Source organism: Amycolatopsis sp. CA-126428 (assembly GCF_002904335.1).
Lineage (GTDB): Bacteria > Actinomycetota > Actinomycetes > Mycobacteriales > Pseudonocardiaceae > Amycolatopsis.
This window is the reverse complement of sequence record NZ_PPHF01000152.1, coordinates 63,062-78,580: the sequence shown is the minus strand read 5'-3', so window position 1 is coordinate 78,580 and position 15,519 is coordinate 63,062. Positions and strand designations below refer to the sequence as shown.

The 15,519-nt window shown below is 67.8% G+C and carries 28 protein-coding genes; all 28 read right to left on the bottom strand.

Annotated features, from left to right (window positions below; translation table 11 throughout):
• Positions 1 to 31 precede the first annotated feature (31 nt).
• The gene (gene rplQ, locus C2L58_RS37810) at positions 32 to 580 is read right to left on the bottom strand and encodes a 50S ribosomal protein L17 (RefSeq protein WP_103342422.1); all 549 of its coding nucleotides are present in this window, start codon (positions 578 to 580) and stop codon (positions 32 to 34) included.
• A 44-nt stretch (positions 581 to 624) separates the two neighbouring features.
• Positions 625 to 1,695, bottom strand: a complete 1,071-nt coding sequence (locus tag C2L58_RS37805; RefSeq protein ID WP_004558887.1) for a DNA-directed RNA polymerase subunit alpha — start codon at positions 1,693 to 1,695, stop codon at positions 625 to 627.
• Positions 1,696 to 1,801: 106 nt separating this feature from the next.
• Entirely contained in the window at positions 1,802 to 2,407 is a 606-nt protein-coding gene (gene rpsD, locus C2L58_RS37800; protein ID WP_013222624.1) for a 30S ribosomal protein S4, read from the bottom strand.
• A 23-nt stretch (positions 2,408 to 2,430) separates the two neighbouring features.
• A complete protein-coding gene (rpsK, locus tag C2L58_RS37795) occupies positions 2,431 to 2,838 on the bottom strand; it encodes a 30S ribosomal protein S11 (RefSeq protein ID WP_004558885.1) in 408 nt (135 codons plus the stop codon).
• Between the two features lie 18 nt (positions 2,839 to 2,856).
• Positions 2,857 to 3,042, bottom strand: a complete 186-nt coding sequence (locus C2L58_RS37790) for a hypothetical protein (protein WP_013222623.1) — start codon at positions 3,040 to 3,042, stop codon at positions 2,857 to 2,859.
• Complete coding sequence (gene rpsM, locus C2L58_RS37785; RefSeq protein WP_034285908.1) at positions 3,039 to 3,419, bottom strand: 30S ribosomal protein S13; 381 nt, start codon at positions 3,417 to 3,419, stop codon at positions 3,039 to 3,041. Before rpsM ends, C2L58_RS37790 begins: the two co-directional genes overlap by 4 nt.
• A 206-nt stretch (positions 3,420 to 3,625) precedes the next feature.
• Positions 3,626 to 3,739, bottom strand: a complete 114-nt coding sequence (gene rpmJ / locus C2L58_RS37780) for a 50S ribosomal protein L36 (RefSeq protein ID WP_004558882.1) — start codon at positions 3,737 to 3,739, stop codon at positions 3,626 to 3,628.
• 33 nt (positions 3,740 to 3,772) lie between these two features.
• Positions 3,773 to 3,994, bottom strand: coding sequence for a translation initiation factor IF-1 (gene infA / locus C2L58_RS37775; protein ID WP_004558881.1), 222 nt, complete (start codon positions 3,992 to 3,994; stop codon positions 3,773 to 3,775).
• Between the two features lie 291 nt (positions 3,995 to 4,285).
• Positions 4,286 to 5,062 (bottom strand): type I methionyl aminopeptidase, encoded by a 777-nt coding sequence (gene map / locus C2L58_RS37770; protein WP_103342421.1) that lies wholly within the window; start codon positions 5,060 to 5,062, stop codon positions 4,286 to 4,288.
• 44 nt (positions 5,063 to 5,106) lie between these two features.
• Entirely contained in the window at positions 5,107 to 5,661 is a 555-nt protein-coding gene (locus tag C2L58_RS37765) for an adenylate kinase (protein WP_103342420.1), read from the bottom strand.
• Positions 5,658 to 6,965 carry a preprotein translocase subunit SecY gene (gene secY, locus C2L58_RS37760; RefSeq protein ID WP_103342419.1) on the bottom strand — a complete coding sequence of 436 codons (1,308 nt, stop codon included), beginning with the start codon at positions 6,963 to 6,965 and terminating at the stop codon, positions 5,658 to 5,660. Before secY ends, C2L58_RS37765 begins: the two co-directional genes overlap by 4 nt.
• A gap of 254 nt (positions 6,966 to 7,219) precedes the next feature.
• Positions 7,220 to 7,834: a LysE family translocator gene (locus tag C2L58_RS37755; protein WP_103342418.1), complete on the bottom strand. Its 615-nt coding sequence runs from the start codon at positions 7,832 to 7,834 to the stop codon at positions 7,220 to 7,222.
• Positions 7,835 to 7,853: 19 nt separating this feature from the next.
• A complete protein-coding gene (locus tag C2L58_RS37750; protein WP_233226166.1) occupies positions 7,854 to 8,516 on the bottom strand; it encodes a hypothetical protein in 663 nt (220 codons plus the stop codon).
• Positions 8,517 to 9,007: 491 nt separating this feature from the next.
• Positions 9,008 to 9,454 (bottom strand): 50S ribosomal protein L15, encoded by a 447-nt coding sequence (gene rplO / locus C2L58_RS37745; protein ID WP_103342417.1) that lies wholly within the window; start codon positions 9,452 to 9,454, stop codon positions 9,008 to 9,010.
• The gene (gene rpmD / locus C2L58_RS37740; protein ID WP_013222615.1) at positions 9,451 to 9,636 is read right to left on the bottom strand and encodes a 50S ribosomal protein L30; all 186 of its coding nucleotides are present in this window, start codon (positions 9,634 to 9,636) and stop codon (positions 9,451 to 9,453) included. Before rpmD ends, rplO begins: the two co-directional genes overlap by 4 nt.
• A 1-nt stretch (position 9,637) precedes the next feature.
• Entirely contained in the window at positions 9,638 to 10,285 is a 648-nt protein-coding gene (rpsE, locus tag C2L58_RS37735) for a 30S ribosomal protein S5 (RefSeq protein WP_103342416.1), read from the bottom strand.
• Positions 10,286 to 10,322: 37 nt separating this feature from the next.
• A complete protein-coding gene (gene rplR / locus C2L58_RS37730; RefSeq protein ID WP_233226165.1) occupies positions 10,323 to 10,721 on the bottom strand; it encodes a 50S ribosomal protein L18 in 399 nt (132 codons plus the stop codon).
• Positions 10,722 to 10,723: 2 nt separating this feature from the next.
• A complete protein-coding gene (gene rplF / locus C2L58_RS37725; protein ID WP_103342414.1) occupies positions 10,724 to 11,263 on the bottom strand; it encodes a 50S ribosomal protein L6 in 540 nt (179 codons plus the stop codon).
• A gap of 16 nt (positions 11,264 to 11,279) precedes the next feature.
• Positions 11,280 to 11,678 carry a 30S ribosomal protein S8 gene (gene rpsH, locus C2L58_RS37720; RefSeq protein ID WP_103342413.1) on the bottom strand — a complete coding sequence of 133 codons (399 nt, stop codon included), beginning with the start codon at positions 11,676 to 11,678 and terminating at the stop codon, positions 11,280 to 11,282.
• Between the two features lie 90 nt (positions 11,679 to 11,768).
• The gene (locus C2L58_RS37715; RefSeq protein ID WP_004558870.1) at positions 11,769 to 11,954 is read right to left on the bottom strand and encodes a type Z 30S ribosomal protein S14; all 186 of its coding nucleotides are present in this window, start codon (positions 11,952 to 11,954) and stop codon (positions 11,769 to 11,771) included.
• Positions 11,955 to 11,958: 4 nt separating this feature from the next.
• Complete coding sequence (rplE, locus tag C2L58_RS37710) at positions 11,959 to 12,522, bottom strand: 50S ribosomal protein L5 (RefSeq protein WP_103342412.1); 564 nt, start codon at positions 12,520 to 12,522, stop codon at positions 11,959 to 11,961.
• Positions 12,522 to 12,836, bottom strand: a complete 315-nt coding sequence (gene rplX, locus C2L58_RS37705; RefSeq protein WP_013222610.1) for a 50S ribosomal protein L24 — start codon at positions 12,834 to 12,836, stop codon at positions 12,522 to 12,524. Before rplX ends, rplE begins: the two co-directional genes overlap by 1 nt.
• Complete coding sequence (rplN, locus tag C2L58_RS37700) at positions 12,836 to 13,204, bottom strand: 50S ribosomal protein L14 (RefSeq protein WP_004558867.1); 369 nt, start codon at positions 13,202 to 13,204, stop codon at positions 12,836 to 12,838. Before rplN ends, rplX begins: the two co-directional genes overlap by 1 nt.
• A 108-nt stretch (positions 13,205 to 13,312) precedes the next feature.
• The gene (rpsQ, locus tag C2L58_RS37695) at positions 13,313 to 13,591 is read right to left on the bottom strand and encodes a 30S ribosomal protein S17 (protein ID WP_103342411.1); all 279 of its coding nucleotides are present in this window, start codon (positions 13,589 to 13,591) and stop codon (positions 13,313 to 13,315) included.
• Positions 13,588 to 13,836 (bottom strand): 50S ribosomal protein L29, encoded by a 249-nt coding sequence (gene rpmC / locus C2L58_RS37690; RefSeq protein WP_013222608.1) that lies wholly within the window; start codon positions 13,834 to 13,836, stop codon positions 13,588 to 13,590. The genes rpsQ and rpmC overlap by 4 nt, the downstream gene beginning before the upstream one ends.
• Entirely contained in the window at positions 13,836 to 14,255 is a 420-nt protein-coding gene (gene rplP / locus C2L58_RS37685; protein WP_004558864.1) for a 50S ribosomal protein L16, read from the bottom strand. Before rplP ends, rpmC begins: the two co-directional genes overlap by 1 nt.
• Before the next feature lie 3 nt (positions 14,256 to 14,258).
• Complete coding sequence (rpsC, locus tag C2L58_RS37680) at positions 14,259 to 15,098, bottom strand: 30S ribosomal protein S3 (protein ID WP_013222607.1); 840 nt, start codon at positions 15,096 to 15,098, stop codon at positions 14,259 to 14,261.
• Positions 15,098 to 15,517 carry a 50S ribosomal protein L22 gene (gene rplV, locus C2L58_RS37675; protein ID WP_013222606.1) on the bottom strand — a complete coding sequence of 140 codons (420 nt, stop codon included), beginning with the start codon at positions 15,515 to 15,517 and terminating at the stop codon, positions 15,098 to 15,100. The genes rpsC and rplV overlap by 1 nt, the downstream gene beginning before the upstream one ends.
• Between the last annotated feature and the right edge of the window lie 2 nt (positions 15,518 to 15,519).

The window sequence follows — 15,519 nt, the reverse complement described above, 5'->3', positions numbered from 1 at the left end:
CTCGTCCGGTGTCGAATCGGCCGTCAGGACGTCAGTCCTTCTTGGCGTCGGCGTCGGTCTCCTCCGAGGCCGGAGCCTCGGTGGTCGCGGCGTCCTCGGTGGCAGCCGGAGCCTCCTCGGCAGCCGGAGCCTCGGTGGTGGTCTCCTCGGCAACCGGGGCGGCGGCCTTCTCGTCCTTGGCGAACTTCGTCTTGCGAGCGCGCTCGGCCTCGGACGTCACGGTCTTCTCGGACACCAGCTCGATGACGGCCATGGCGGCGTTGTCGCCCTTGCGCGCCATCGTCTTGGTGATCCGGGTGTAGCCGCCCGGGCGCTCCGCGAAGTGCGGACCGATCTCGGCGAACAGCTTGTGCACGACGTCCTTGTCACGGACGACCTTCTGCACCTGACGGCGGTTGTGCAGGTCGCCCCGCTTCGCCTTCGTGATCAGCTTCTCGGCCAGCGGGCGGACCCGGCGGGCCTTCGCCTCGGTGGTCGTGATCTTGCCGTGCTCGAACAGCTGCGTGGCCAAGTTGGCCAGGATCAGCCGCTCGTGCGCGGACGACCCGCCGAGCCGGGCTCCCTTGGTAGGGGTGGGCATTGGTTCTCCTACTAGTTCAGCTCGCAGCGTCCAGGCACAGAGCCCTAGAGCTGCTCGGTCTCTGCGTAGTCCTGGCCATCGTCGTGGCCGTCCGAAATCCCGTCGGCGATGCCACCGACACCCTCCGACCAGCCTTCACCGTCGTAGCTGGCCGCAGCCGCGGTCGGGTCGAACCCGGGCGGGCTGTCCTTCAGCGCGAGGCCGAGGCCGACGAGCTTGAGCTTGACCTCGTCGATCGACTTGGCGCCGAAGTTGCGGATGTCGAGCAGGTCCGCCTCGCTGCGCGAGACGAGCTCGCCCACCGTGTGGATGCCTTCGCGCTTGAGGCAGTTGTACGACCGGACGGTGAGGTCCAGGTCCTCGATCGGCATCGCGTAGGCGGCGATGGTGTCCGCCTCCTGCGGCGACGGGCCGATCTCGATGCCCTCGGCGTCGACGTTCAGCTCGCGAGCGAGACCGAACAGCTCCACCAGCGTCTTGCCGGCCGACGCGACCGCGTCGCGCGGCGTGATCGACGGCTTGGTCTCGACGTCCAGGATCAGCTTGTCGAAGTCGGTGCGCTGCTCGACACGGGTGGCCTCGACCTTGTAGGTCACCTTGAGCACCGGCGAGTAGATCGAGTCGACCGGGATCCGGCCGATCTCCGCGCCCGCCTGCTTGTTCTGCAGGGCCGGAACGTAACCGCGGCCGCGCTCGACGACGAGCTCGATCTCGAGCTTGCCCTTGCCGTTCAGCGACGCGATGTGCAGATCCGGGTTGTGCACGGTGACACCCGCCGGCGGCACGATGTCGGCCGCCGTGACCTCACCCGGGCCCTGCTTGCGCAGGTACATGGTGACCGGCTCGTCCTCTTCCGAGGACACCACGAGCTCCTTGAGGTTCAGGATGATGTCGGTGACGTCTTCCTTCACCCCGGGAACGGTGGTGAACTCGTGCAGCACGCCGTCGATGCGGATGCTCGTCACGGCCGCGCCCGGGATGGACGACAGCAGCGTACGACGCAGCGAGTTGCCGAGCGTGTAGCCGAAGCCGGGCTCCAGCGGTTCGATGGTGAACCGGGAGCGGGTCTCGTTGACCGTCTCTTCGCCGAGAGCCGGCCGCTGGGAAATCAGCATTTCTTCCTAATTCCTTTCCAGACGACGCCCGCCATATGACGTCGAAGGGATGGCGCGGCGGCGGCGCACCTGTTGCGCCGCCGCCCGTACTCCAGCCGGGGCCGGACTACTTCGAGTAAAGCTCGACGATCAGCTGTTCCTGAACCGGAACGTCGATCTGCGCACGCTCCGGGAGCTGGTGGACAAGCACGCGGAGGTTGGACTGGACGACCTGCAGCCACGCCGGGATCGGGCGGTCGCCGAAGGACTCCTTGGCCACGACGAAGGGCAGCATCGAGAACGACTTCGGCCGCACGTCGATGATGTCCCACTTGGTGACCTGGTACGACGGGACGTTGACCTTGACGCCGTTGACCAGGAAGTGGCCGTGGCTCACCAGCTGACGCGCCTGACGGCGGGTGCGGGCGATGCCGGCGCGGTAGATCACGTTGTCCAGGCGGGACTCGAGGATCTGGAGCAGGTTCTCACCGGTCTTGCCCGGACGCCGGACGGCTTCCTTGTAGTACCGGACGAACTGACGCTCGAGAACGCCGTAGGTGTAGCGAGCCTTCTGCTTCTCCTGCGACTGCAGGAGGTACTCGGACTCCTTGATGCGCCCGCGGCCGTGCTGGCCCGGCGGGTAGGGGCGACGCTCGAAAGCCTGGTCGCCGCCGATGAGGTCAACCTTGAGGCGACGCGAAATACGCGTCGCGGGGCCGGTGTAACGAGCCATTTCTTCTTACTCCTCCCCGTTCCTCAGACCCGGCGCCGCTTGGGCGGGCGGCAGCCGTTGTGAGGCTGCGGGGTCACGTCCTGGATGGTGCCGACCTCGAGGCCGGCCGCCTGCAGCGAGCGGATCGCCGTCTCGCGGCCCGAACCCGGGCCCTTCACGAAGACGTCGACCTTCTTCATGCCGTGCTCGGCGGCCTTGCGGGCAGCGTTCTCGGCGGCCATCTGCGCGGCGAACGGGGTGGACTTGCGGGAGCCCTTGAAGCCCACGTGCCCACTCGACGCCCACGCGATCACGGCACCGGTCGGGTCCGTGATCGAGACGATGGTGTTGTTGAAGGTGCTCTTGATGTGCGCGTGACCGTGCGCGACATTCTTCTTTTCCTTGCGGCGGACCTTCTTGGCCCCGGCCGCAGTACGAGACTTCGGTGGCATGTTGTGAGGGATCTCCTGTTAGCGCGCGTTCTCTTGGTGAGCGGCGACCGCTTCGGCCTGTCCGCGCCGGATGATCGAACCGGCGTCGGTGTACAGGTTGCGGAGCGCCATCGGGCGGGCGTAGAGCGCCTTGGGCGAGACACAAGCCGAGCCGCGGCGCTGAACGCCACCCATCTGCACGACCTTCTTGCCCTGGACGCTCACTTCTTGCCAGCCTTCTTCTTGCCGGCGACCGTCTTCTTCGGACCCTTGCGGGTACGGGCGTTGGTCTTCGTGCGCTGACCACGGACGGGAAGTCCGCGGCGCCAGCGAAGGCCCTCGTAGCACCCGATCTCGATCTTCCGACGGATGTCGGCGTTCACCTCACGGCGAAGGTCACCCTCGACCTTGAAGTTCTCTTCGATGTACACACGCAGCTTCGCGAGGTCGTCATCGCTGAGGTCTTTGACGCGGGTGTCCGCGTTGAGCTCGGCAGCCTTGATGAGCTGCTTCGAGCGGGTACGGCCGATGCCGTAGATGTAGGTAAGCGCGATCTCCAACCGCTTTTCGCGGGGGAGGTCTACGCCAGCGAGTCGTGCCATTGGCGTTGATGCTCCTTCTTCGGTTTCATCTTCAGGTCTGCTCCCCGTCCGGTTCCGGGACCGACTCGCCTGTCGTGCCCTCGGCTTGCGCTTCGGGTGTCCCGGCCCCGGCCTGAAGCCCGGGGGTGAACCGCTTCACTCGCGTGAACCGGCAGGTGCGGGGAGGTTGTGTAGCCGTCAAGCCACTCTGGTCGAGTGCTTGGCAATCAGCCCTGCCGCTGCTTGTGCCGCAGGTTCTCGCAGATCACCATGATCCGGCCGTGACGGCGGATCACCTTGCACTTGTCGCAGATCTTCTTGACGCTCGGCTGGACCTTCACGTCTTCTGCTCTCCTAGTAGCTGCTCTTCGTGATCACTTGTAGCGGTAGACGATGCGACCACGAGAGAGGTCGTAGGGCGAGAGCTCCACGACAACCCTGTCCTCGGGCAGGATGCGGATGTAGTGCTGCCGCATCTTGCCGCTGATGTGTGCCAGGACCTTGTGGCCGTTCTCCAACTCGACGCGGAACATCGCGTTGGGGAGCGGCTCGACTACGCGGCCTTCGACCTCGATGGCCCCGTCTTTCTTCGCCATGTCCTCCGCATTTCCTTTGTCGACACTGTCTGTCGCTACAGTCTGTGACCAACCGGAGCACTAGTGCTGGTTGGGCGGTGCGTCGGCACACCGGTGCCCGAGTCCCAGTAGACCGTGAATTCACGAGCGCGCAGGATCCGGGCGCGATAAGTGCGCCGACTTGACAGTGTACGCAACTCGTGTCGCGACCCCCAAACCGGGGTGACCATGGTAAGCGAACGGGCGACAGCGGTCGTGAGTGGTAAAGAGGGTTAGAACACGCCTTACCACTCACGAGGGCGTTTGCGCAGGTCAGGCGTCTTCAGCCGCGGTGAGCACCCAGGGACCGTCTTCGGTGATCGCGACGGTGTGCTCCCAGTGCGCAGCGCGGGAGCCGTCGGCCGTGACGACCGTCCAGCCGTCGTCCAGCTCGCGGGTCTCGCCGCCACCGCCGGTGAGCATCGGCTCGATCGCCAGCGCCATGCCGGGCTTCAGCCGCGGGCCCTTGCCGGGCTTGCCGACGTTGGGCAGGAACGGGTCCATGTGCATCTCGCGGCCGATGCCGTGGCCGCCGTACTCGACGATCATCCCGTACTCGATGCCGTCGTCGCGGCCCGCGCGCTCGGCGGCGGACTGGACGGCGTAGGAGATGTCGGTGAGCCGGCCGCCGGCGGTGACCGCCTCGATCCCGGCCCACATCGCCGCCTCGGTCGCCGCGGACAGCGCGAGGTCGGCGTCGGAGACCTGGCCGATGGCCAGCGTCACGGCGGAGTCACCGTGCCAGCCGTCGAGGATGGCCCCGCAGTCGACGGAGATGATGTCGCCGTCGGCCAGCACCTGGGACTTCGCCGGGATGCCGTGGACGATCTGCTCGTTCACCGAAGCGCAGATCGACGCCGGGAAACCGTGGTAGCCCTTGAACGACGGCACCGCGCCGGCGTCCCGGATCGTCTGCTCGGCCAGCTCGTCGAGCTCGGCGGTGCTGACGCCCGGCTTCGCCGCGGCGCGCACCGCCGCGAGCGTGCGGGCGACGACGAGGCCCGCGGCCCGCATCGCCTGCAGCTCGTCCGGCGTCTTGACTTCGATCATGCGCCCACGGCGGAGCACTTGCAGAACACGCAATCCTCCGAGGTTCACGTGCGGTCGCGCAGCGCTTTCAGCACCCGGCCGGAGATCTCCTCGACACTGCCGACACCGTCGACGGTCACCAGGATGTCGGCGTAGTACTCAAGCAGCGGCGCGGTGTCCGACACGTAGATCTGCTGACGGCGGCGGATGACCTCTTCGGTGTCGTCCGCGCGGCCGCGCGACATGAGCCGCCCGACGACGACGTCCTCCGGGACCTGCAGCTGGATCACCGCGTCGAGCGAAACGTCCGCGTCGCCGAGGATCTCGCCGAGGACCTCGGCCTGCTTGGTGTTGCGGGGGAAGCCGTCGAGCAGGAAGCCGGCCTTGGCGTCCGGCTCGGCGAGCCGCTCGCGGACCATTTCGTTGGTCACCGAGTCGGGCACGAGCTCACCCGAGTCCAGGTAGCGCTTCGCCTCCTGGCCGAGGGGGGTTTCCTGGCCGACGTGCGCGCGGAACAGGTCACCGGTGGAGATGTGCGGGACACGCAGCTGCTCGGACAGGGCCACCGCCTGCGTGCCCTTGCCCGCGCCGGGCGGGCCCACGAGAACCAGGCGCGTCACTTCAAGAACCCTTCGTAGTTGCGCTGCATCAGCTGGCTCTCGATCTGCTTCACGGTGTCGAGGCCGACACCGACCATGATCAGCACAGCGGTGCCGCCGAACGGGAAGTTCTGGTTGTTCCCGCTACCGGTCAACGACAGGAAGAAGTTCGGAAGGATCGCGATGATGCCCAGGTAGAGCGAACCCGGCAGGGTGATCCGGCCGAGCACGAAGCTCAGGTACTCCGCCGTCGGGCGGCCCGGGCGGATGCCCGGGATGAAGCCGCCGAACTTCTTCATCTCTTCCGCACGCTCGTCCACGTTGAACGTGATCGTGATGTAGAAGTACGTGAAGAAGATGATCAGGGCGAAGTACAGCGCGATGTGCACCCAGCTGGACTGGTTCACGATGTAGTTCTTGACGAACACCTGCCAGCCGGAGTTGGCGTTCTGGTCGCCGACGAGGCGGCTGATCAGGTCCGGCAGGTACAGCAGGGACGACGCGAAGATGACCGGGATGACACCGGCCTGGTTGACCTTGATCGGCAGGTAGGTCGACGTGCCGCCGTACATCCGGCGGCCGATCATGCGCTTGGCGTACTGCACCGGGATCCGGCGCTGCCCCTGCTCGACGAAGATGACGCTGGCGATGATCACCAGGCCGAAGACGCAGACGATCGCCAGGCCCACGCCACCGGCGTTGCTGAGGATGTTGCCGCCCTCGACCGGGATGCGCGCCGCGATGTTCAGGAAGATCAGGACGGACATGCCGTTGCCGACGCCGCGCTCGGTGATCAGCTCGCCCAGCCACATCATGACGGCGGTGCCCGCGGTCATCGTGATGACGATGATGGCCAGCGAGTAGACGCTGTTGTCCGGGATGATCGGCGACTGGCAGTCGGGGAAGAGCTGCTTGCGGTCCGCGAGCGCGACCACGCCGGTGGCCTGCAGGATCGCCAGCGCGATCGTCAGGTACCGGGTGTACTGGGTCAGCTTGCCCTGGCCGGACTGCCCTTCCTTCTTCAGCTCCTCGAACCGCGGGATGACCACGGTGAGCAGCTGGATGATGATGCTCGCCGTGATGTACGGCATGATGCCGGTCGAGAAGAGCGACAGCTGCAGCAGCGCACCACCGCTGAACAGGTTCAGCAGCTGGTAGACGCCCTCCTGCTGCGCCTGGGAGCTACAGGCCTGTACGGCACCGTACGAGATGCCGGGCGCCGGAATGGTCGCACCGATTCGGTAAACCGCGACGATGGCTAGCGTGAACAGGATCTTCTTGCGTAGATCCGGCGTCGCGAGAGCCGAGCGGAAGGCGCTGAGCACGCGGGGGACCTCCTCGGCGTCGTCGGCTGTCCTAACCGACGATCGGCTTGGCCGGCACGGGGCCGGCAGGAACACACAGCACTACTGGCACGCAAGCCAGGAACGCTTCGGGGCACACTCGTCCCGAAGCGTGTCGCCGACTCTAACAGCTTCACAGGGCGTGTCCGCAGTCCGTGTGCGTTTTCCGTACCAAGGTTGCTCCGGCGGGTTGATCCACATCGCCGTCTTGCCCGGATTCCTTGACAGATTGCGGCTCAGGCGTTCGACATCGCGAGCGCGCCGGCCAGGCCGACGAGGACCGCGCCGGTGCCCCGATCGACGTTGCGCCGGGCCCGCCGGGAGAGCCTGATCGTCTTCACCGCGGCGCCGACGCCGACGTAGACCGAGCCGGCCAGGAACTCGGCCAGCAGGTAGCCCGCGCCCAGCAGCGCGAGCTGCCCCGGATATGACCCGTGACCTGCGTCGATGAACTGCGGGACGAAGGCGGTGAAGATCAGGATCGCCTTCGGGTTGGTGAGCGCGACACCGAACTCCTTGCGCGTGACGCGCCAGGCCGTCGTGGGGGTTTTCGGCAGCTCTTTCGGGGTGTTTTCGCCGCGGAAGGTGGACCAGAGCAGGCGGACTCCGAGGTAGAGCAGGTAGGCGGCGCCGGCCCATTTGATGATCGTCAACGCGGTCTCGGACGCGGCCAGCAGCTGCCCCAGCCCGGCCGCGACGGCGGCGATCAACAGGGTGAAAGCGGCCAGCCGGCCGCCCAGCCCGGCGAGGCCGTGGCGGACACCGTGCGTCATGCCGTGGTGGAGACCGAGCAGGTTGTTCGCCCCAGGCGTAAGGGCGACGAGCACGGAGGCGCCGAAGAAGACCCACACGCCTCCACGGTAGCGGCGGTCAGGGCTGTTCGTCCTCCGGCGGCAGGACGGTGATGGCGACCCCCGACGGCGGCGTCGGGGTGTCGGCGTAGGCGAGCGCCGGATCGGCCCAGCCGGGCGGCTGCCGCCAGGGCAGGTACGCGACGACCGCGGCGGCCGCGGCCAGGACGGTGCCGCCGATCAGCAGCCACAGGCCCGGCCCGGTGGCGACCGTGACCTCGATCTCGCCGGACCTGGCGGACCACCCGATCCCGCTCGTGCCGGCGGTGCTGACCACGCCGGCGGCGAAGGCGGCCCCCGCGGCGATCAGCCACCGCCCGAGCCGGTGGCCCGGGCGGCTGAAGGTGATGAGCGCGGCGGCGACCAGGACCACGACGGCGAAGAGGAGCGGGACGCCGACCGGGGCACCGGCCTGGTCGGTGACCCCCTGGTCCGGGACTTCGATGGTGTGGCCCCAGGCGGTCTCGGTGATGAGTATCTGGGTGTCCAGGTACCGCTGGCCGGCGCCGAGGTGTTCGCGGATCCGGAAGAGCGGCAGGAAGGCCCCGAGCAGGGTCATGACGGCCGCGACGACGGCGAGCACGGGCGGAGCGAACCGCAGGAGGGAAGCGGCGGCGGGAGCCGGCGGCCCGGCCCCCGGCTGGTCGGCGGCCTGCGGTGGCGGCTGGGGGCTACTGGACACGGCTCCCGGGAGGTGAGCGACGGGGTACGGCAGCTCGGCGGGGTGGAAGGTCGGTCCGGGCGGCGGAGACGCGGACGCGGCACCGGGGAACGGCGACGGCTGGGATGGGGCCGATACGTCGGCGGGCTGGAGGGCGGTCTGCGAGGGCGCTTCGGGCCGCGGAGCGTCCGCTGGGAAGCGCAGCGGCTCAGCCTGCGGCGGCACATCAGCGGCCTGGAAAGCCCCCTCCGCCCCCGAAGCCTCCGCCGGGAAGCGCAGCGGCTCGGCCGGTGGCGCGCCCGCTCCCGGTTCAGGGCCGGCGGGCCGCGGTGCTTCGACCGGGAAGCTCAGCGGCGACTCGGCGCCGTCGGGTTGTGCTGCGGGCTCCTGCGACGGTCTGTCCACCCCTTGATCCTCCGTCCGGGATCCCTTCCCGGCAAGGAACCGCCGTCAGGAGCAGACGGCGAAGGCCCGCCTGGCAGAGCCAGACGGGCCTTCGAACGAGAACGAGCTCAGTTGGTGGTGGCGGAGCCACCGGCCGCTTCGAGCTTCTCCTTGGCCGAACCGGAGAACGCGTCGGCGGTGATGTCCAGCTTGACGCCGTTGACATCGCCGTTGCCGAGCACCTTCACCAGCTTGCCCTTGCGGACGAGACCGCTCTGCGCGAGCTCCTCGGCGCCGATCTTGCCGCCGTCCGGGAAGACGCGGGCGATGTCGCCCACGTTCACCGGCTGGTACTCGGTGCGGAAGCGGTTCTTGAAGCCGCGAAGCTTCGGGAGCCGCATTTGGATGGGCATCTGCCCACCCTCGAACCGGGCTGGCACGTTCTTCCGGGCCTTGGTGCCCTTCGTACCGCGACCGGCCGTCTTGCCCTTGGAACCTTCACCACGACCGACGCGCATCTTCTCGCGCTTGGCGCCCGGAGCCGGACGCAGGTGGTGGATCTTGATGGCCGTCATGCCTGGACCTCCTCGACCTCCACCAGGTGGCGGACGGTGTGGATCAGGCCGCGCACCTGGGGGGTGTCATCACGCACGACGCTCTGGCGGATCTTGCGCAGCCCGAGGGTGCGCAGCGACTCGCGGTGAGCGTGCTTCGTGCCGATCTTGCTCTTGACCTGGGTGACCTTGAGCTGAGCCATGTCAGACCCCCTGGCCCGCACGCTGGCGCAGCATCCGGGCCGGCGCGACGTCCTCGAGCGGGAGACCGCGGCGAGCCGCGACCTCTTCGGGACGCTGCAGACCCTTCAGGGCCGCCACGGTCGCGTGCACGATGTTGATCGCGTTGTCGGAGCCGAGCGACTTCGACAGCACGTCGTGGACACCCGCGCACTCCAGCACGGCACGCACCGGGCCACCGGCGATGACGCCGGTACCGGCGGAAGCCGGGCGGAGCAGGACGACACCAGCGGCTTCCTCACCCGTGATCGGGTGGGGAATGGTGCCGCCGACGCGCGGAACGCGGAAGAAGTTCTTCTTCGCTTCCTCGACGCCCTTGGCGATGGCCGCGGGAACTTCCTTGGCCTTGCCGTAGCCGACGCCGACCTGACCGTCGCCGTCGCCGACGACCACCAGGGCGGTGAAGCTGAAGCGACGACCACCCTTGACGACCTTGGCGACGCGGTTGATCGTCACGACCTTCTCGAGGTGCGGGGTCTTGTCCTGGCCGGCCCCGCCACGGCCGCTGTCGCGCCGGTCCCGGCCGCCACCGCGACGGTCATTGCGGTCGTTGCCGCCCTGCCCGCCGGGTCCGCCCTGTCCGCCGCCGAATTGCCGTGTACGTCCCGGCATCAGGCTTCCTCTCCGTGCTTCTGCAACTGCGTCATACTCAGAACTCCAACCCCGCCTCACGGGCGGCGTCGGCGAGCGCGGCGATGCGGCCGTGGTAGGCGTTGCCCCCACGGTCGAACACCACAGCCGAGATCCCGGCGCTCTTGGCCCGCGCGGCGACGAGTTCCCCGACCTTGGCGGCCTTGGCCTTCTTGTCGCCGTCGACCGCCCGGACGTCCGCCTCGAGGGTGGACGCCGACGCCAGCGTGTGGCCGGCGAGGTCGTCGATCACCTGCACGGCGATGTGCCGCGAGGACCGCTTGACGACCAGGCGCGGTCGCTGCTCGGTGCCGGAGACCTTCTTGCGGAGCCGGAAGTGCCGACGGGCCTTCGCGACGCGGCGGCGGGTCGAGATGTCCTTGCCCACCGGCTTGCGCTTCGTAGTCGTGTCGCTCATGATCACTTACCCGTCTTTCCGACCTTGCGGCGGATCTTCTCACCCTCGTAGCGCAGGCCCTTGCCCTTGTACGGGTCCGGGCGCCGCAGCTTGCGGATGACGGCCGAGATCTGGCCGACCTTCTGCTTGTCGATGCCCGAGACCGAGAACCGGGTGGGGGTCTCCACCTTGAAGGTGATGCCCTCCGGGGCCTCGATCTTGACCGGGTGCGAGTAGCCGAGGGCGAACTCGAGGTCCGAGCCCTTGGCCTGCACGCGGTAACCCACGCCGTGGATTTCCATCTTCTTCTCGTAGCCGGCGGTGACGCCGACGACGAGGTTGTTCACCAGCGTACGGGTGAGCCCGTGCAGCGCCTTGCTGGTGCGCTCGTCATCCGGGCGCTTGACCAGCAGCGTGCCGTCGTCGTCGCGCTCGACGGTGATCGGCTCGGCGATGGTGTGCTCGAGGGTGCCCTTGGGCCCCTTGACCTTGATCTGCTGACCGTCGATGGTCACCTCGACCCCGGAAGGGACGGCGACCGGCAGCTTTCCGATGCGTGACATGCCTGTTCCCCTTCCCTTACCAGACGTAGGCGAGGACTTCGCCGCCCACGCTGTTGCGCTTGGCCTGCCGGTCCGTCTGCAGGCCACCGGACGTCGAGATGATCGCGATGCCCAGGCCGCCGAGCACGGACGGCAGTTCGGTCGATTTTGCGTAGATCCGCAGACCGGGCTTGGAGACGCGCCGGAGGCCGGCGATGCTCCGCTCACGGTTGGGGCCGTACTTGAGCTCGACGACGAGGTTCTTGTGCTTCTCGCCCGGCTCGTCGTGGTAACCCGCGATGTAACCCTCACGCTTGAGGATCTCGGCGATGTTCGCCTTGAGCTTCGAGTGCGGGAGCTTGACCTCGTCGTGGTACGCCGAGTTCGCGTTACGCAGACGCGTCAAGAAGTCTGCGATGGGGTCGGTCATCGTCATGGTGACCTGTCAACCTTTCTCGCCTGGTTCCCCACCGTCCGGAACACGGACGGCAGGGCCTGTGGCGAAGTGGGAGTTAAAAAGAAGCTCTTACCAGCTGGACTTGCGGACGCCGGGCAGCTCGCCCGCGTGCGCCATCTCGCGAAGGCAGATCCGGCAGAGCCCGAACTTGCGGAACACGGCGTGCGGGCGGCCGCACCGCTGGCAGCGGGTGTAGGCGCGCACGGCGAACTTCGGCTTCTTCGCGGCCTTGTGGACCAGGGCTTTCTTGGCCATCGGCTCAGTTCTCCTTGAACGGGAAGCCGAGCTTGCGCAGCAGCGCCCGGCCCTCGTCGTCGTTCGTGGCGGTGGTGACGACGGTGACGTCCATACCGCGCGGGCGGTCGATGGAGTCGGGGTCGATCTCGTGGAACATCGACTGCTCGTTGAGACCGAACGTGTAGTTGCCGTGGCCGTCGAACTGCTTCGGCGAAAGCCCGCGGAAGTCGCGGATACGCGGCAGCGCGATGGTCAGCAGCCGGTCGAGGAACTCCCACATCCGGTCGCCGCGCAGCGTGACGCGCGCACCGATCGGCTGGCCTTCACGCAGCTTGAACTGCGCGATGGACTTGCGGGCCTTCCGGACCTCCGGCTTCTGGCCGGTGATCAGCGCGAGGTCCTTGACCGCGCCCTCGATCAGCTTGCTGTCGCGGGCGGCGTCGCCGACGCCCATGTTCACGACGACCTTCGTCACGCCCGGGATCTCGTGGACGTTGGCGAAGGAGAACTCAGCCTGCAGCTGGCCCTTGATTTCCTCGCGGTAGCGCACCTTGAGGCGCGGCGAGGTCTTCTCTGCGGTGGTCATCAGATGTCCTTACCGTTCCGGCGCGAGATCCGGACCTTCTTGCCGTCCTCGCCGATGCGGTAACCCACCCGGGCCGGCTTGCCGTCCGAGTCGACGACCATCACGTTCGAGACGTGGATGGGCGCCTCCTGCGTGACGATGCCGCCGGACTGCGCACCGCGCTGGGTCTGGCTGATCCGCGTGTGCTTCTTGATCCGGTTCACGCCCTCGACCAGCACGCGCTCGCGCTCGGGGTAAGCCTGGATGACCTTGCCCTTGGCACCCTTGTCCTTGCCGGCGATGACGACGACCGTGTCGCCCTTCTTCACCTTCATCACAGCACCTCCGGCGCGAGCGAAATGATCTTCATGAACTTTCGGTCGCGCAGCTCGCGGCCCACCGGGCCGAAGATGCGGGTGCCGCGGGGCTCGTTGTCGTTCTTGATGAGCACGGCGGCGTTCTCGTCGAACCGGATGTAGGAACCGTCCGGACGACGGCGCTCCTTGACCGTGCGGACGATGACGGCCTTGACGACGTCGCCCTTCTTCACCCCGGCGGCCGGGATGGCGTCCTTCACGGTGGCGACGATGATGTCGCCGATGCCGGCGTAGCGCCGCCCGGAGCCACCGAGAACGCGGATGCAGAGGATTTCCTTCGCACCCGTGTTGTCGGCTACCCGAAGCCGCGACTCCTGCTGGATCACGTCAACTCCTGTATGTCGCGCCGGTTCTCGCCCGCTTGTGAGGTTTCACGGCTTGTGAGGTTCACAGTGGCGAGCCTTGCGGAACTAAAGACTCCGATGGAGCCCTGCTTACTTGGCCTTCTCCACGATCTGCACCAGGCGCCACCGCTTCGTCGCCGACAGCGGGCGGGTCTCCATCAGGAGGACCCGGTCACCCTCGCCCGCCTCGTTGTTCTCGTCGTGCACCTTCACCTTGGAGGTGGAGCGGACGACCTTCGAGTAACGGGGGTGCTTCTTGCGGTCCTCGAGCTCGACCACGATCGTCTTGTTCATCTTGTCCGAGACGACGTAGCCCTCGCGGACCTTGCGGTCGTTCCGGGCCGGCGTCTCGGTGGTGGGCTCGCTCATGCGGCACCTTCACTCTCGGCGTCGGGGGCAACGGACAGGCCGAGTTCGCGCTCGCGCATGACCGTGTAGATCCGCGCGATGTCCGTGCGGACGGTGCGCAGACGGCGGTTGTTGTCGAGCTGCCCGGTCGCCATCTGGAAGCGGAGGTTGAACAGCTCCTCCTTGTATTCCTTCAGACGCAGGACGAGCTCTTCCGCGGTGAGCTCACGCAGCTCCGATGCCTGTGCGGCACCTGCGTTAGCCATCAGAACTCACCACCTTCACGGGTCACGATGCGGCACTTCATGGGCAGCTTGTGGATCGCGCGGCGCAGCGCCTCGCGAGCCGTCTCCTCGTTCGGGAACGAGATCTCGAACATCACGCGGCCCGGCTTCACGTTGGCGATCCACCACTCGGGCGAACCCTTACCGGAACCCATCCGGGTCTCGGCCGGCTTCTTGGTCAGCGGGCGGTCCGGGTAGATCGTCGTCCACACCTTGCCACCACGCTTGATGTGACGGGTCATGGCGATACGAGCGGACTCGATCTGCCGGTTCGTCACGTAGCTGTGCTCAAGCGCCTGGATGCCGTACTCGCCGAAGCTGACCTTCGTGCCACCCTTGGCGGCGCCGTGGCGCTTCGGGGAGTGCTGCTTCCGGTGCTTGACCCTGCGCGGGATGAGCACGTCTCAGCCCTCCGTCTTTTCTGCGGTCTCGGTGGCCGGAGCCGCCGGGGCCTCGGTCGTGGCCGCAGCGGCGGCGCGACCGGCTTCGGTCGAGGTGGCGGTCGTGCCCGAGGCGCCGGAACGACGCGGACGGGACGGCCGGTCGCTGCGGTCGCGGTCGCGACCACCGCGCGGCGCGCGCTCGGCGGCGTCGCGGGCTTCGCGGGCCTTCAGGCCACCGACGAGCTCACCCTTGTAGATCCACACCTTGACGCCGATGCGACCGAACGTCGTCTTGGCCTCGAAGAAGCCGTAGTCGATGTCGGCGCGCAGCGTGTGCAGCGGGACGCGGCCATCGCGGTAGTGCTCGGAGCGGGACATCTCGGCACCGCCGAGACGACCACCGCACTGCACGCGGATGCCCTTGACCTGCGGCGAGCGCATGGAGGTCTGGATCGCCTTCCGCATCGCGCGGCGGAACGCCACGCGGTTGGAGAGCTGCTCCGCGACCGCCTGGGCGACCAGCTGGGCGTCGGCCTCGGGGTTCTTGACCTCGAGGATGTTCAGCTGGACCTGCTTCTTGGTCAGCTTCTCCAGCGCGCCGCGGATCCGGTCGGCCTCCGCACCGCGGCGGCCGATGACGATGCCCGGCCGGGCGGTGTGGATGTCCACGCGGACGCGGTCACGGGTGCGCTCGATCTCGACCTTGGAGATGCCGGCCCGCTCCATGCCCGTGGCGAGGAGCTTGCGGATCTTGACGTCCTCGGCCACGTACTCGGCGTACTGCTTGTCGGCGTACCAGCGCGACTTCCAGTCCGTGGTGATACCCAGGCGGAAACCGTGCGGGTTGATTTTCTGGCCCACTACCGGCCACCTGCCTTCTTCTTGCTCTGAGCCTTCTGCGCGACGGCCGGACGCGACTCCACCTCGACGGTGATGTGGCTGGTCCGCTTGCGGATCCGGTACGCGCGGCCCTGGGCCCGCGGGCGGATGCGCTTGAGGGTGGGGCCCTCGTCGGCGTACGCGTTCTTGACCCAAAGCGTCTCCGGGTCCAGCTGAAGGTTGTTCTCGGCGTTGGCCACGGCGCTGGCGAGCACCTTCGCGACCGGCTCGCTGGCCGCCTGCGGGGCGAACCGGAGCACGGCCAAGGCGTCGGCGGCGCTACGTCCCTTGATGAGCTCGATCACCCGGCGCACCTTGGTGGGCGAGTCCCGGACGAAGCGAGCCCGCGCGTACGCCGTAGGCAGTTCAGCCTCGGTCGTCGCGTCGTTCTGGGCGTTCATCG